The 17,073-nt window shown below is 33.9% G+C and carries 12 protein-coding genes; 8 read left to right on the top strand and 4 right to left on the bottom strand.

Annotation, left to right across the window (positions count from 1 at the left end; genetic code table 11):
• The first annotated feature begins 83 nt into the window (after positions 1-83).
• The 5 genes from Q0783_RS05785 to Q0783_RS05765 are packed head-to-tail and all read left to right on the top strand — an operon-like array spanning position 84 to position 4,208.
• Positions 84-950, top strand: coding sequence for an aldo/keto reductase family oxidoreductase (locus tag Q0783_RS05785; protein WP_298893924.1), 867 nt, complete (start codon positions 84-86; stop codon positions 948-950).
• 13 nt (positions 951-963) lie between these two features.
• Positions 964-1,716, top strand: coding sequence for an SDR family NAD(P)-dependent oxidoreductase (locus Q0783_RS05780; protein ID WP_298893923.1), 753 nt, complete (start codon positions 964-966; stop codon positions 1,714-1,716).
• Positions 1,713-2,342 (top strand): hypothetical protein, encoded by a 630-nt coding sequence (locus tag Q0783_RS05775; RefSeq protein ID WP_298893922.1) that lies wholly within the window; start codon positions 1,713-1,715, stop codon positions 2,340-2,342. Before Q0783_RS05780 ends, Q0783_RS05775 begins: the two co-directional genes overlap by 4 nt.
• Complete coding sequence (locus tag Q0783_RS05770; protein WP_298893921.1) at positions 2,317-3,078, top strand: phosphodiester glycosidase family protein; 762 nt, start codon at positions 2,317-2,319, stop codon at positions 3,076-3,078. Before Q0783_RS05775 ends, Q0783_RS05770 begins: the two co-directional genes overlap by 26 nt.
• The gene (locus Q0783_RS05765) at positions 3,075-4,208 is read left to right on the top strand and encodes an ATP-binding protein (RefSeq protein ID WP_298893920.1); all 1,134 of its coding nucleotides are present in this window, start codon (positions 3,075-3,077) and stop codon (positions 4,206-4,208) included. Before Q0783_RS05770 ends, Q0783_RS05765 begins: the two co-directional genes overlap by 4 nt.
• 44 nt (positions 4,209-4,252) lie before the next feature.
• On the opposite strand, the gene Q0783_RS05760 is transcribed toward Q0783_RS05765, so the two are convergent.
• The 3 genes from Q0783_RS05760 to Q0783_RS05750 form a co-directional block, all read right to left on the bottom strand.
• Positions 4,253-4,825: a hypothetical protein gene (locus Q0783_RS05760; RefSeq protein WP_298893919.1), complete on the bottom strand. Its 573-nt coding sequence runs from the start codon at positions 4,823-4,825 to the stop codon at positions 4,253-4,255.
• A 567-nt stretch (positions 4,826-5,392) separates the two neighbouring features.
• Entirely contained in the window at positions 5,393-6,583 is a 1,191-nt protein-coding gene (locus Q0783_RS05755; protein WP_298893918.1) for a DUF1501 domain-containing protein, read from the bottom strand.
• 2 nt (positions 6,584-6,585) lie between these two features.
• Positions 6,586-7,959 (bottom strand): DUF1800 domain-containing protein, encoded by a 1,374-nt coding sequence (locus Q0783_RS05750; protein WP_298893917.1) that lies wholly within the window; start codon positions 7,957-7,959, stop codon positions 6,586-6,588.
• Between the two features lie 136 nt (positions 7,960-8,095).
• Between Q0783_RS05750 and Q0783_RS05745 the strand changes: the two genes are divergently transcribed.
• The gene (locus Q0783_RS05745) at positions 8,096-8,500 is read left to right on the top strand and encodes a hypothetical protein (protein ID WP_298893916.1); all 405 of its coding nucleotides are present in this window, start codon (positions 8,096-8,098) and stop codon (positions 8,498-8,500) included.
• Between the two features lie 51 nt (positions 8,501-8,551).
• Here the strand turns inward: Q0783_RS05745 and Q0783_RS05740 are convergent, their stop codons facing one another.
• Complete coding sequence (locus Q0783_RS05740) at positions 8,552-10,105, bottom strand: aldehyde dehydrogenase family protein (protein WP_298756086.1); 1,554 nt, start codon at positions 10,103-10,105, stop codon at positions 8,552-8,554.
• 121 nt (positions 10,106-10,226) lie between these two features.
• Here Q0783_RS05740 and Q0783_RS05735 point away from each other — a divergent pair, with 121 nt between their 5' ends.
• Both Q0783_RS05735 and Q0783_RS05730 read left to right on the top strand, forming a co-directional pair.
• Positions 10,227-11,300, top strand: coding sequence for an isoaspartyl peptidase/L-asparaginase family protein (locus Q0783_RS05735; RefSeq protein ID WP_298893915.1), 1,074 nt, complete (start codon positions 10,227-10,229; stop codon positions 11,298-11,300).
• A gap of 190 nt (positions 11,301-11,490) precedes the next feature.
• Positions 11,491-17,073, top strand: a complete 5,583-nt coding sequence (locus Q0783_RS05730) for an MG2 domain-containing protein (RefSeq protein WP_298893914.1) — start codon at positions 11,491-11,493, stop codon at positions 17,071-17,073.

Here is a 17,073-nt window from a genome sequence, read left to right as displayed (position 1 = left end):
ACATGGCAATAATACTTTCTTCTTACAGATTTGACTATTTTTATACGTGAATTGCAAAAAAAACGGCATAAACAGAAAAAAAAGTGAAATATTCTCGATTAATTGCAGGCACTATGACTTGGGGTGCCTGGGGAAAACAACTCTCAAAGAAAGACATGATCAACCTCATGCATCATTGTATAGCCCATAATATTTCAACATTTGATCATGCCGATATTTATGGTGGCTATACTACCGAAGCCGAATTTGGAATTGCGTTTGCTGAAAGTGGTATACAAAGAGATACTGTTGAATTGATTAGCAAATGTGGTATTCAATATTTAAGTGACAACAGACCTAATAATACAGTAAAACATTATGATTACAGTAAGTCTTATATTATTTGGTCTGCCGAATCATCTCTTAAACATTTAAAAACGGAATACTTGGATGTGCTACTCTTACATAGACCAAGCCCATTAATGCAACCAGATGAAATTGCCGAGGCTGTTTCTAATTTAAAAGAAAGAGGATTAATAAGATCATTTGGCGTATCTAATTTCTCGTCTTCTCAAGTAGACTTATTGTCAACATCGGTTGATATTTCAGTAAATCAAATTGAATTTTCTCTAACACAGCATGAGGCTATGCATGATGGTACGCTTGACCATATGATGACTAATCAAATAACATCTATGGCTTGGTCTCCTTTAGGCAGCGTTTTTAGGGAAGATAATGAGCAAACAAGACGTATTCATAGACAGCTTGGTGAATTATTGGAAAAATACGACGCAACTGAAGACCAATTACTTTTAGCGTGGATTTTAAAACATCCTTCTCGAATTCATCCTGTAATTGGTACAACAAATGCAAAACGTATTTCAAATGCAGTAAAAGCGGTAGATATTAATTTGGAACTCGAAGATTGGTTTAAAATATTGGTGACATGCCAAGGTCATAAGGTACCATAAACAAAAAATAAGCATGAAAAAAACAGCATTGATTACTGGGGCAACAAGTGGAATAGGAAGAGCCACAGCTCACGAATTTGCAAAACACGGTATTCATTTAATTCTCTGCGGAAGACGACAAGAACGACTAGACACCATACAAAAAGCATTGAGCAAACAAACAGAGGTCTATACACTCAACTTTGATGTAAGAGATAAAAACGCGACTTCTAATGCCATCACTTCTCTTCCCGATAGTTTTAAAACGATTGACATTTTAATTAATAATGCTGGAAATGCTCATGGGAAAGATCCGATACATACTGGTAATTTAGAAGACTGGGATGCTATGATTGATATTAATGTGAAGGGTTTGCTTTATGTAAGCCAAGCAATCATCCCTCAAATGACCGAACGCAAAAGTGGTCATATTATTAATATTGGGTCTTCGGCTGGAAGAGAGGTATACCCTAAAGGCAATGTTTATTGTGGTAGTAAGCACGCTGTATTAGCTATTACCGAGGGGATGCGTCTTGACCTGAATCCCTTCGGAATAAAAGTCACAGCTATTAACCCTGGTCTTGTAGAAACCGAATTTTCTCAAGTTCGTTTTAAAGGCGATCCTATTGCAGAGGATGTTTATAAAGGCTACAAAGCACTTCAAGCAGAAGATATCGCTGAAGTTATTCAGTTTGCCATTTCTCGCCCTGCACATGTGAATATTGCCGATGTACTTATGTTTTGTACAGCACAAGCCAATAATACCATATTAAACAAAGATCTATGATAGATTGGTTGCCGAGTGAATGGACACAGTTGTCTTCAAAATATACTGAAGACGAACTTTTGATATCTCAATATTGGAAGACTATTGAAAAACACTACGCATCCAAAAATAGACATTATCATAATTTAACTCATATTTATCACATGCTTGTTCAGGCTAAAGATATTACACATGAGATTATAGATTATGATGTCTTTAGATTTGCCATTTGGTATCATGATATTATTTACAAAGCCACAAAAAAGAACAACGAAACAAAAAGTGCAGAATTTGCTCAAAAGAGCCTAAAATCATTCAATTTTGATGAAAAACGTATCAAAAATGTCGTTATTTTAATTAAATCGACACAAAATCACGATATTGTTTTACAAGAAAATAATGACAATGCTTATCTTTTGGATATTGATTTGTCTATTTTAGGAACAGATTGGCATATTTACCATACTTACATTAAAAACATTAGAAAAGAATATGCAATCTATCCCGATTTTATGTACAAAAGAGGTAGAAAAGAAGCAATGCAACATTTTTTAAAACGTAAATCAATTTATTTCACCCAATTATATCGAGACAAATTTGAACAACAAGCCCGACAAAATATTGAAAAAGAAATTAGTTTATTATAGCATTAGAACTTTCAATACTACATTTCTAATAGTTGCAAGTACACTTTTGATGTTATGTATATCTTGTACCTCTGTCGCTCAAGATATAGATGACACTAGATTTGTAAGCCATGTGGTAGATCTAAAGTCTCAAACCTTGAAGTTTTATTTAAAAGATTCCTCTGGAGTTAATTATGGTAGTCTCCAAAAACTCAAAACCAGATTAGAAAAAAAGGGTCAAAAGTTACATTTTGCCATGAATGGCGGTATGTATTTAAAAGATGGTTCTCCTCAAGGTTTATATGTTGAAAATGGAATTGTTAAAACACAAATAGACACCACAAAAGAAGCGTATGGTAACTTTTATTTACAACCTAATGGCATTTTCTACATCACAAAAAACAAGCGAGGTGTCGTTTGTAAAACCGTCGATTTTAAAATAAATCCAAACATTAGTTATGCAACACAATCTGGCCCAATGTTAGTTATAGATGGTCATATTCATTCTAAATTTGTAAAAGGATCTAAGAATTTACACATTAGAAATGGCGTTGGGATTTTACCAAATGGTCAAGTTCTATTTGCTATGTCAAAAGATCTCATTAACTTATATGACTTCGCCGAATTTTTTAAAAACCTTGGCTGTAAAAATGCATTGTATCTTGATGGTTTTGTCTCAAGAACTTATATTCCGAAGAAAAAATGGGAGCAATTGGATGGAAATTTTGGAGTTATTATTGCTGAAACTGAACAATGATTAATAAACGACTACTTATTAAAAATCTATTAGCTCATAACGATGAGAATAGTTTTTATGATAAAAAACGTAAAGTCGATATTACACACAAAGAGGGAAAAGCTAAATTTTTAAAACACATTTGTGCGCTTTCTAATAGCAACCCAAAAAACAACTCTTATATTGTTATTGGTGTTGAAGACGAAGACAATAAGATCATTGGTGTTAATTTTTTTGACGATAGTAAAATTCAAAATCTTATAAACGCGTATCTATCCAATCCACCAATAGTACAATATGAAAACATCCCATTTCCGCATTTACCAGATGATAAAGTTGTTGGCTTAGTTACAATTAGAGCTATTGATAATCTCACATCGTTACGTAAAAATATCTGGAAGTATTATGGAGGCACCGTATTTTTTAGAGATGGCAGTATGAGTATGCCTAAGGTTTTTGACATTGAGATTAAAGATGTTAACTCTAAAATTGTAAGTGCCATCGAATCCCACGCGCAAAATAATATTGAGTACACCTTAGATGGTGTTTTTGATTTTATGAATAAACGTAAAGATTACAATCCGCAATACAAGGTGTTTAAAGAATACTTTGTGCTATGTTGGTCTGGGCAAAAAAAAGTAGTTAAAGATGAAGTTTTTTATTCTCGTGTGGATATAGAACTCATTAATGAACAGGTTCGTTTATTCTTTTCTACATTAGATGAAGTATCAATTACTTATGATAGTGATACATTTAAAATTATAGAATATGTGAGTTTAGGGCTTCAAAATCAAAACAAGTATTATCAACTTGAAGAAACCATTATTCATTTTGAAGATAATGCTAATTATACTATTGAAACCAATCTGTTATTCAAGCCGCCACAATTTGAAAAAAAGCTACTTCATCATATCAATAATTCAAATAATACCATTTTAGAAAAATTAAAGAAAGGGTTAGCTTTAAATAAACACGAAGAACTAGATCTAAAAAATCTTCCAGCAACTTACCTCATCTGTTATCTTAATGATTTTCCTGATGCTATTAATAAATTAAATGAAGCCAAGCCTTACTTGAAAAAACACAGTAAAGCGATTTATAATTCTTATCAAGAAGCTACTCGAATTTTAAGAAAAGTAAAATACAGTTAACCATAAACTATTACTTTGCGGTTAACTGTATTTATAAGTTGACGTTAGTTTTTGTCATCTTTTTTAAAAGGACAAACTACAGCGTGAGCGATAATATAGATCCCACCTTCAACATCATCAATTTTGTAACTGTCATCTGAAGCTCCTTCAGGAATATCATTACTGAAAGGGTATTGTCCTGGAGCTACAGTATATTGGCCATTTCTTTTCGTTGGATACTTCGTGGCGCCTACATACAAATGTGTTTCAAAAAAGCCATAGCCCTCATTGGCAACAAAATCAACTAATACATAGTCATCTTCATAAACAACATTCAAAGTGCCTATGACCTCTCCGTTATTTAAATTACATCCTCCTGCAGCTTGATAAATAAGATACGACTCATAATGATCTGGTGTAAGAGGTCCAATTGACCATCCCCATCTATTCGAATTTAAATCATCATCGTCTAAAAAACATACGGCTTCATCTTCTTTGCCATAAGCAAAAGCCGTTTCACATTCCTTTTCATTAATTGGTTCTCGATTACTGTTATTTTCTGTAATTACATCTTCTGTCTCGCACGACGTAAAAGAAACAAAAAAAGTCAACAGAATTAACTTAAAAAAAGTTTTCATAATTGGTTATGTATTGATTAATAGCAGGATCAATTTAAGAATTATTTTAACACAAATGCCATTTAACACTCTGAAAACCTTATAATTGGACGCAAATAGCTAATTTTCCAACTATTTATATGAAATCTCTTACGACCTTGACTATGATTTCTAGCTATTATAATAACTTAAAGGCAGTTAATCTGATAAATTTTCCAAAAATTACCATTCATACAGTTTTTTTAACCACTCGTAGTTTTTTTGATAGACCATCCTTGATTTTTACGATTTTAGCCTTGCTATTAATCAATTACATATAACCTTATTTCAATGTTGACTTGTCAATAACGAAATAAGGTTTTTGTCTTTTTCAACAATTTATGTAAGTGATTTTTCGTCAAAAAAAACAGATGCCATTTTTAAAATTGGTCATATTTACCATTCATACAGTTTTTTTGACCACTTATAGTTTTTTTTAGAAATCAATCTTAATTTTTAGCATTTTTGTAGTGCTATTAATCAATTACATATAACCTTGTTTCAATGCCGATTCGTCGAATGTGAAACAGGGTTTTTGTTTTTCTAATGCTATATGAAATTTAATTTTTGAAACGATGTATTTAATATTGTTTCATCGTCTACAGCTAGCCACTTATCTAAGATTGTAGCATAAATCGATCTAAAATCTATCGTGTATTTTAAGTCTCCATTATCATCTAAATCACTTAAGCTTGCCAGATTATTATAAAACCCTGGCGTTTTTAATTGATTGCCAATAATAAACACATTACTTGCAGCACCATGGTCTGTACCATTTGCTGCATTTTGTTTTACTCGCCTTCCAAATTCGGAAAAAGTAACAATAAGTGTATCGTTAAAAGTACCTTGTTGTTTTAGATCATTAACAAAAGCTTCCATGGTTTCGGCATATGTTTTTAACAATCGAGCCTGACTATTTAATTGTCCAGCATGTGTATCAAATCCATCAAGCGATGAATAGAATACTTTCGTTTCAATATTAGAAGCTATCAATTTTGCCGTTGTTTTCATTTGTTTGGCAAACTCATTACTTGGATAATCTTGTTTTGATACAGCTGTTTTATGCTTTTCGAAAATATATTTTGCAGAGGATTCTGCAGTAATCATTGTTTTATATAAGTAACCAAGATTATGTTCGCTCAAATGTTCATCTTGATAATGGTTTAGTACATTTTTAAAATAGGGATCTTGAGATGTTTTAAACAACACATAAGGATTTTTAACCGCAATACCATTAGTTTTATGTCCTTTTAAAGCGAGTGACAAACTATCGTCAATCTCAAGTGCATTAAATGGTTTATTGCCATACTCATCCAAATAACGACCAATCCAACCTGTTTGCCAATATTGATTAGAGTTACTAGCCGTTTGCCAAATGTCTGTAGCTCTAAAATGTGAGCGATTAGGGTTTGGATAGCCAACATTATTGATAATTGTTAGATGCCCTTGATCAAATAATTTTTTAAGAGGTAGTAGGCTCTTATGAAATCCCAAATCGTCACTTGCTCTTAACACATCACTCTTAGAAATACCAATAGTTGGTCGATTTCGATAATAGTCATCATTATTAAAAGGAATAATTGTATTAAGTCCATCATTTCCACCTGAAAGTTGAATAACAACCAAGCGTTTAAAGCCTAAAGTATGCGAAGGCAAACTTTCAAAGGCCTTTATAAAATTAGGCACAAAAAAGAGGCTACTCGCTAATGTGGATTGTTTTAAAAAATGTCTTCTGTCCATAATTAACACATTTGATATTCGGGTAATGACATTAACTGAACGCAATACTCTTGTTTTGACGATTTGCTCAATGTCTTTAAATAGGTTTTCGTTCCTTCACTTAACTTAGGCAATAAGAGTAATTCTTGTAATTCGTTAATGCTATAATCTGCAAATTGCTTCTCAAACGTTTCCCAATCTACAGTCACATTGACAAACTTATTTTTTCGCTTTTTCGTAATATACGCTTCAAAAGCGTCTTCAAATTCGCCTTTTTCTTTTGTTGATATTCGTGCATTTGCTAAAAGTATTGATGGCAACTTCAATCTAATCATGATGGTGTTACTATCGATCCAATTTTTACCACCTTTCCAACCTGCAACATTTGGCGGATTGAGGAGCATTTGACCTAATAACTTTTGAATTTTCAACACATCCATAGAACTTTCAAATGTTACAGGTACTGTTCGGCAAATCCCTACCAAAAACTCAATTGGCGATTTTATCTTAGCACCTATATGTTCTTGTTGATAAAACCAATCAGACATAAAAATATGTCGCATGAGCTTTTCAATATTATAATCTTTATAGAATATAGATGTTAGTTCTTCAACTTTGGCGTCATCAATAGTTTCATTTACAAAATAGCTGTATATCTTCTTACAGATAAAACGAGCACATTGTTTTTGTTCAAGTATAATATCAATAATATCATCACCATTGTAACGTCCTGTGCTTCCAAAAAACGTTTTAAAACCATAATCATGATGCATTCTACGGAATACAAATTCACCTTCAAAATTGTTGTTATAACCTGTAAAAGCTCTAGCACTCTCCTTTATGTCTTCTTCTGAATAATGACTTTCCCCTAACATAAACAACTCCATAAGTTCACGAGCAAAGTTTTCGTTAGGTTTTTGCTTTCTATTTTGTTTATTGTTTAAATATTTGAGCATCGATGGCTCTTTTGAAATAGCTTTGACAAAATCGCCAAAATCACCTAGTGCATACTCTCTAAGTATATTATTGTATTGCACCATATGAAAAACGTTTTCATCTCGACAAACAAAATGATTCGCCCAAAACAAGGTCATTCGTTCTCTTAAAGCTTCATTGGTGTTAATGAGTCGTTCTATCCAAGCCAAATTGTACGCTTTAAGTTTCTCCTTGCTCTTATCTCTAAACTCAAATAATTTTTTCTTATTTCCAATAACCGTTTCCGAAGTATAATGATCTAAATCTGTCGTATCAATACTTAAGTTTGTCATAGACGACGACTTATAAAACAGTTCATCAACTATTTGATGCCTATCTTTATTGGTGATTTGCACTAGTTGATTTGGAACAATACCAAAACCAAGCCTCTGATATAAATGTTGTATGTGTTGAACTTTCATATAGCTTTAAGACTTAAAAAATGATTTTAAGTTTAATTATACCTCTCAAAAATGATTCCAAAGCAAGAGAGTAGTAACAAAATCAACTCATTAGATTAAATTTTATTATATTATGAAGTAAAATATATTCTAAATTATGAAAACAATTTCAAGAATTTTTAGTGTTGTGTTTATCTTGTGCTTAGTGTCCTGCTCTGCAGAAGATGGTGATGATGGAATGGATGGAAATGCTAATGTCATTTCCTCTGAATGGATTCCTACTAATTTTTCAACCACCTCTGTAACTTTTACAAGTTTTGCTATTCAAGATGAAAACATTAATCCAGAAAATGTGGCCAATGCAGCGATAATTGCTCATGGCAGACTCTTTTCTAATGATGAAGTTGTAACAATTCCTTATGCCAGAAACAGTCGCTTCTATTATTTCTCGCTCTCGCCAGATACAAATGAAATCATTTTTAGAGCCGAAAACTTAATTGGCAATCAAAGTATCTTTAATGATTTAACTGAAGTAAGATATACGATAATTCCGTCAAATTAAAAAGCCATATCAAATGATATGGCTTTTATAAATATATTCTGTTTAATTAAATTAAAGATCAAACTTAATACCTTGTGCTAAAGGTAATTCGTCTGAATAATTTATCGTATTGGTTTGTCTTCTCATGTAGACTTTCCATGCATCAGATCCAGACTCACGTCCACCACCAGTTTCTTTTTCACCACCAAAGGCGCCTCCAATTTCAGCACCAGAAGTTCCAATATTCACATTAGCTATTCCACAATCAGAACCAGCATAAGATAAAAACTTCTCTGCTTCTTTCATTTCGTTTGTCATAATTGCAGATGATAATCCTTGAGCTACACCGTTTTGCTTATCAATAGCATTTTCTACATCACCTGAATATTTCATCAGGTATAAAATTGGAGCAAACGTTTCATGTTGTACAATTTCAAAATGATTTTCAGCTTCAATAATAGCTGGTTTAACATAACAACCACTTTCAAAACCTTCTCCTTCTAATACACCTCCTTCAACCAATACATTTCCACCTTCTGCTTTTGCTTTTTCAATGGCAGCTAAATATGTATTTACGGCATCTTTATCAATTAACGGTCCTATATGATTCTTTTCATCTAATGGATTCCCAATAGTTAGTTGATCATAGGCACCAACAATTGCATCTCTTACTTTATCGTATACAGAATCGTGAATAATTAATCGCCTTGTAGAGGTACAACGTTGACCACAAGTTCCTACAGCACCAAATACGGCACCAGGAACCACCACTTTTAAATCTGCAGAAGGCGTAATAATAATTGCATTGTTACCACCTAATTCTAATAAAGATTTACCAAAACGTTTGGCAACTGTTGCACCAACAATTCTTCCCATTCTTGTAGACCCAGTTGCAGAAACTAAAGGAATTCTAGAATCTGTAGTCATCATTTCTCCTACTTTGTAATCTCCATTTATGATACAAGAAATACCCTCTGGCAAATTATTTTCTTTCAAAATATCTGCAATAATATTTTGACAAGCAACAGAGCATAAAGGTGCTTTTTCAGAAGCTTTCCAAACACATACATCACCACATATCCAAGCTAAAGCTGTATTCCAAGCCCAAACAGCAACAGGAAAGTTAAATGCTGAGATAATTCCAACAACACCTATTGGATGCCATTGTTCTCTCATCACATGTCCTGGTCGTTCAGAAGGAATTGTTTGTCCGTTTAATTGTCTTGATAAACCTACAGCAAAATCACAGATGTCAATCATTTCTTGAACTTCACCATAACCTTCTTGCAAAGATTTTCCCATTTCGTATGACACTAATTTACCAAGTGGTTCTTTCAGGTCTCTTAATTTGTTTCCAAATTGACGAACAATTTCTCCACGTTGAGGAGCCGGTACATCTCTCCAAGATTTAAATGCTTTTGTAGCAGCATCCATTACTTTGTCATAATCTTCTCTTGTAGTTGTTTTTACTTTTCCTATTAATTGACCATCAACAGGAGAATACGATTCAATAATCTCTCCATTAGAAAAATTATTTGAACCTGTAGATGTTCCTTCATTTACCTCATGAACACCTAACTGTTTTAAGGCTTCTTTTATTCCGAAATCGGTAGCAATAGCTTCCATATTTGTATATTTTTTATGATTTATTAGATTTTGACGCGAAGTTACTAATAAAAAGTCATTTTTACTTGAAGCATTTTGTTTAATAATGTAACTTTAAAGCACTTATAAATTTGATATCACCATGAGACATTATATCCTTCACTTTTTTGTTTTTATCATCTGTTTTAGTTGTGCAAAAGAAGTTAAAAAAACCGATGAAAACTCCGAACCAGGTTTCCCTGAATACACTAGTAATCCCAAAGCTGATTTTGCCATTATCATCCACGGTGGTGCTGGAACAATTCTGAAAAAAAACATGACTCCTGAACGTGAAGCCGCTTATAAAGCTAAATTAGAGGAAGCCATTAAAGTGGGATATGAGATTTTAAAAAACGGCGGAACAAGTTTAGACGCCGTTCAAAAAACGATTAATGTTATGGAAGATTCCCCATTATTTAACGCTGGAAAGGGGTCTGTATTTACTAATGCTGAAACAAATGAATTGGATGCGTCAATTATGGATGGGAAAACACTAAATGCTGGAGCGTCGGCAGGCACGACCACTGTTAGAAATCCCATAAATTTAGCGCGAGTAATCATGGATAAATCGCCTCATGTGATGATGGCTGGATCTGGAGCCGAAACCTATGCCAAAGAACAAGGTTTAGTCATAGTTGAGCCTAGTTATTTTCATACCGAAAGACGTTTAAACTCAGTAAAAAGAGCAAAGGAAAGAGAACAGGTAGAGTTAGACCATGATGATAAAACAGCGTTTTACGATGCCGAAATTCAAAACTATAAATTTGGAACTGTTGGCTGTGCAGCCTTAGATAAAAATGGTAATCTTGCTGCTGGAACGTCAACAGGAGGTATGACCAATAAACGTTATGGTAGAGTTGGTGATGCACCAATTATTGGAGCTGGCACATATGCCAACAACAACTCTTGCGCTGTTTCAAGTACAGGTTGGGGAGAATATTTTATACGTGCCATGGTTGCTCATGATATTTCTGCCTTAATGCAATACAAAGGCTTATCGCTTAAGGAAGCTGCTCAAGAAGTCATTCAAAATAAAGTGCCTGAACTTGGTGGTGATGGTGGTATTGTTGCCGTTGATAAAAACGGTAATATGGTTGCCGAATTCAATACTGCTGGTATGTATAGAGCAACAATGAATGACAAAGGCGAATTAGTCATTGGAATTTATAAAGAATAACACTAATCGTATCTCTTTATTTTTTCTCAAAAAACGAATTCTTTTCTATTTGTAACGAATTCTATTTTATTAATTACGCATAACAAAACGTATGCGCGAATCCCTCACAATTACTATAATTTTATGGTATTCAACTATCAAATTGATGGTTTGAAACGATCATATAAACCAATAAAACATTTCTGTAGCCATGAAACTAAAACATCTTTCTGCACTCATTCTATGTCTAGCTATCATTCTTTCTTGCAAAAAGAAAGACCCAATTACTCAGGAGACTGACAATCTTTTTAAGTTTAGGGACTATATTAGTTATACAACTTCTGGTTTGCAATCGGTTGCCAATCCAATTACTATTAACCTATCTAATGATGTAGAAAATTGGGATATGGATCAAGAGGTTAATGATGAACTTATTCGCATATCACCTCATGTCGAAGGTAAACTTAAAGCAGCTAATAAACACACCTTAATCTTCACACCAGATGAGTATTTGGATCCAGCAACAGAATATACTGTGGTCGTAAAGCTTGATAAGATCTACAAAGATATGCCTAAAGATTATGAAGACTATACATTTCAGTTTAAAACTATAACACCAAACTTCAACATCGTTACTAATGCTCTTCAGTCATACAGTAAAAAATGGCAACACTTAGAAGCAGTTATTAAATCGGCAGATGTTATTTCGTTGGAAGATGCTAAGACATTGGTAAAAGCAACACAAAATGGGAAGCAACTCAAATTACATTTTAATGAGGTTGAAAAGAACTCAAAATATTTCGAATTTAAAATCGATAGCATTAATCGTTTGGTTGAAGATTCTGAAATTGTTATACAATGGGATGGGGAAATTATAAAAGCAGAAAACAAAGGCGAAAACACTATTCAAATTCCAGGTATAAATAACTTTAAAATTGTAAATATTGAAACCTATAAATCCCCTGAACAGTATCTATACATTAACTTTTCTGACCCAATTAAAACCCAACAAAACTTTGATGGATTGGTCACTATTCAAAATGTAAAGAATCCAAAATTTGTAGTTGTTGGTAATGTTTTAAAGGTATATCCAGACACGAAGCTTATTGGAAATATTCAAGTAGATGTATTTCAAGGCATAAAAAATACCGATGGTTACAAACTAAAGAGTCCATTTTCAGAAGCGATCTCATTTGAAGAAATGAAACCACAGGTTCGCTTGGTGAGTAACGGAACTATATTGCCAAATTCTAATGATCTCAAATTTAATTTCGAAGCTGTAAACCTTAGTGCTGTAGATGTGAGGGTTATTAAAATCTTTGAAGATAATATACTTCAATTTCTTCAAGATAATGTGATGAGCAGTAATAACCAAAACGAAATTAAACGTGTTGGTCGTCGTATTGTCAAACAAACTATTCAATTACAATCTTCTGCTGAAAATTCTGGAAAATGGAAAGCCTACAGTATCGATCTTTCTAAATACTTTAAAGCTGATCCTGGTGCCATTTACAGAGTCGAGTTGAGTTACTCAAGACAATATTCTCTTTATGATTGTGAAGCTAATCCTGACAGCTCACTCAATGAAAATGACGAATATGATGATTACTATTATGAAGAAGATTACTACTACGATGAATATGCCGATACCAATACTGAAGATGACGAATTAAGAGAACAAGAGTATTGGGACAATCGTACGTATCGATACAGAAACTATACTTACAATTGGAGACAGCGTGATAATCCTTGTCACGATGCATATTATGGCGACAATAAAATTATTGCTCAAAATTTACTAGCTTCTAATTTAGGCGTTATTGTGAAACAAGGTGCTGGGAACAAATACTACTTTGCAGTAACTGATATTTTGAGTACCAATCCAGAGGCTAATGCCACAATTAAGTTGTATAACTTTCAACAACAAGAAATCGCTACTGTTACAACAAATGGAGAAGGTTTGGCAACACATGACGCTAATAAATTTGCATCATTTGCCATTATATCTAAAGGAAATAACACAAGCTATTTAAGACTTACCGATGGAAATTCACTATCGCTAAGCAAATTTGATGTTTCTGGAAATAGATTGCAACGCGGACTTAAGGGTTACATCTATGGAGAGCGAGGTGTATGGAGACCAGGAGATTCGCTATTCTTAACTTTTATGCTTAACGACAAAGCCAATGAACTTCCTAAAAGACACCCTGTAAAAATGGAAGTGACCGATCCAAACGGAAAGCTCATTTATAAGAGTGTAACTTCCGATCATGTCAATAATTTCTACAAATTTATAGTCCCTACTGTTTCCGAAGGAAAAACAGGGAGTTATAATGCCAAAGTTTCTGTTGGTGGTGCACAATTCTACAAATCATTAAAAGTTGAAACCGTTAAACCTAACCGACTCAAAATTAAAGTTGATTTTGAAGAAGAGATACTTTCTAGTAATGAACCCATTAACGGAACACTAGACGTCAAGTGGCTACATGGTGCACCAGCTAAAAATATAAAAACCGAAATTAAAGCCAAGTTTAGCAATTCATACACTAACTTCAAAAACTTTAAAGGCTATGTATTTAATGATCCTTCACGTCAATTCAATACTGAAGAACTTAATATTTTTGAAGGTAATCTTGATGCAGAGGGAAAGGCAACCGTTAAGACTAATCTTGATATTGGAAAAAATGCCCCAGGAATGCTCAACGCACAATTTTTAGTGAGAGCCTTTGAAAATGGTGGTGATTTTTCTCTCGATGCTTTTACAAAAACCTATTCACCTTATGAATCTTATGTTGGATTAAAATCACCTAAAGGGAATTATTATGGATCCTACTTTACAGATACCAATCAAACATTTGACTTAGCAGTTGTTGATAAAGATGGAAAACCTGTAAAACGTGATAGCTTAGAAATTAAAGTCTACAAAATTGAATGGCGTTGGTGGTGGAATTCCTCTTACGATAACCTTTCAAATTATGTGTCGAGTCGTTACCACAGACCTGTATTAAATCAAAAAGTATCTACTGGAGCCAATGGAAAAACCTCGTTCTCAATTAAAATCCCTGAAAATGATAGAGGACGTTATCTGATTAGAGTTTATGACCCAGTGAGTGGTCATGCCACTGGACGTACTGCTTACTTCTACAGAAATTGGTCTGGTATGTCAACAGGAAACGATAAGGAAGCTGCTAAAATGTTGGTGTTTGCTTCTGATAAAGACAAATATATTGTTGGTGAAACGGCCAAAATTAAATTCCCATCAGGACAAGAAGGTCGTGCATTGGTAAGTATCGAAAACGGTTCAGATGTTATTGAACATAAATGGGTAAAAACGAAAAAAGGACAAACTACAGTTAATATTCCTATTACTTCGGAAATGGCGCCTAATGTATTTGTAAACATCTCTTTATTACAACCTCACGCTATTACTAGTAACGATTTACCTATACGATTATATGGTGTCATTCCAATCCTAGTTGAAGATCCAAAAACCATTCTAGAACCCGAATTACGAATGGCAAGTGTATTAAGACCTGAACAAGAGTTTGAAGTTTATGTTACAGAAAAAAATAAAAAACCAATGACATATACCATTGCCATGGTAGAAGAAGGACTGCTAGATTTAACGCGATTCAAAACACCTAATGCTTGGAATACGTTCTATTCTCGTGAAGCACTTGGCGTAAAAACCTGGGATATTTTCGATGATGTTATTGGAGCTTACTCTGGAAGTATAGATCAAGTATTCGCCATTGGTGGTGATGGAAGCGCTGCAAAAGGCAAGAACAAAAAAGCAAATCGCTTTAAACCTGTAGTCACCTATTTGGGGCCTTTTAAACTTGAAGCTGGCGGACGACAATCACATAAAATTAAAATGCCAAACTATGTTGGAGCTGTGAGAACAATGGTTGTGGCTGGAAATAATCAAACAGAAGCTTACGGAAGCACTGATAAATCGGTTGAAGTTAAAAAGCCGTTGATGGTCTTGGCAACATTACCAAGAAAACTCAGCCCTGGAGAAAAAGTAACACTTCCTGTGACCGTATTTGCTATGGAACCTAAAGTGAAAAATGTTAATCTAAGCTTGAAATTAAGCGATGGTATCTCTGTAGTTGGTAACAACTCGCAAAAGTTGTCTTTTGCAAAACCAGATGAACAAATGGCTTATTTTGAATTAGACGTAAGTAAAGCAAAAGGCATCAATACTGTTGAAGTTATTGCTACAGGAAATGGTGAAAAATCAACATACAAGGTCGAGTTAGATGTTGTAAACCCAAACCCAATAACCTCTAGATATGAAAACACCCAATTAGAAGCAAATGCATCACAAAGCCTTCAGTTTTCAACCTTTGGCGTTGCTGGTACAAATACTGCAACAGTAGAATTCTCAACGCTTCCTCCAATGGATTTCTCGAAACGATTAGAATACCTTATTCGATATCCACATGGCTGTGTTGAACAAACCACGTCTAGCGTATTTCCACAATTATACTTAAGCGATATTTTCGATTTGAAATATGAAAAACGACAACAAATCCAGTCAAACATTGAAAATGGGATTAAGCGTTTGGGGAATTTCCAACGTCCTAGTGGAGGCATGAGCTATTGGATTGGAGAGAATGCAGCTAATGATTGGGGAACAAGCTACGCTGGGCATTTTATGATAGAAGCAGAAAAAAAAGGATTTGTTTTACCATTAACATTCAAAAGTAATTGGTTACGTTATCAAAAAGAAGCTGCTAGAAACTGGAGACCAAGTTATAGGCGTTATAATTCAGATCTGGCACAAGCATATCGTTTATATACTTTAGCATTAGCTGGAAGTCCAGATCTAGCTTCCATGAACAGATTACGTGAGTTTAGCGAAATTTCAAATGAAGCTAAATGGAGATTAGCTGCAGCTTATGCCTTAGCAGGTCAAAATGAAGCGAGCGCACAATTATCAAAAACAGCAAACATCGATTTCAAACCTCCAAAACATAATTATTATACGTATGGTTCGGTTGATAGAAACAGAGCTATGGCACTAGAAACCATGATCATTACTAAAAATCAAAAAGCACGAGAACTATCAGAATATATCGCGAAAGATTTATCTAGTGATCAATGGATGAGTACACAAACGACTGCATACAGCTTATTAGCTATGGCTAAAATGGTGGAAGCCAATGGAGGAAAGAATATGAATTTCAGTTATACCTTTAACGGTAAAACCGAAACGATAGACACTAAAAGTACCATAGCGCAACGAGAACTCGCAGTTAACGATGGTTCTAATACAATAAAGTTGGACAATGCAGTGAGTAATTTGGTATATGTTCGTGTTTTAAATTCAGGTAAACTGCCATTAGGTCAGGAGTTAGCTGAGAAACGCGGCTTAAGTATTTCGGTTATATATCAGGATCTAAAAGGAAATCGACTAGATATTTCTAAGCTGCAACAAGGTCAAGATATTGTCGCAAGAATTAGCGTGAGCAACTTAAAAAGTCAGTCATTACACGATGTTGCACTTACACAGATCTTCCCTTCAGGATGGGAAATTGTAAACACACGTTTTACAGATTATGGTGATACAACAACAAGTAGTGCAAGATATACAGATATTAGAGATGATCGCGTGAATTTCTATTTTGATTTACCATCAAAAGGGAAACATGGTACTAAAGTATTTACAGTAATGCTTAACGCAGCTTATCTTGGCACCTATTATTTACCAGGCACTCAAGTAGAAGCCATGTATGATAATGATTTCTTTGTGAGAAATAAAGGACGTTGGATCGAAGTAAAAAAATAA

Origin of the sequence: uncultured Psychroserpens sp., assembly GCF_947500255.1 — a bacterium.
Taxonomy (GTDB): Bacteria; Bacteroidota; Bacteroidia; order Flavobacteriales; family Flavobacteriaceae; genus Psychroserpens.
This window is presented reverse-complemented; position numbering and strand designations above follow the sequence as displayed.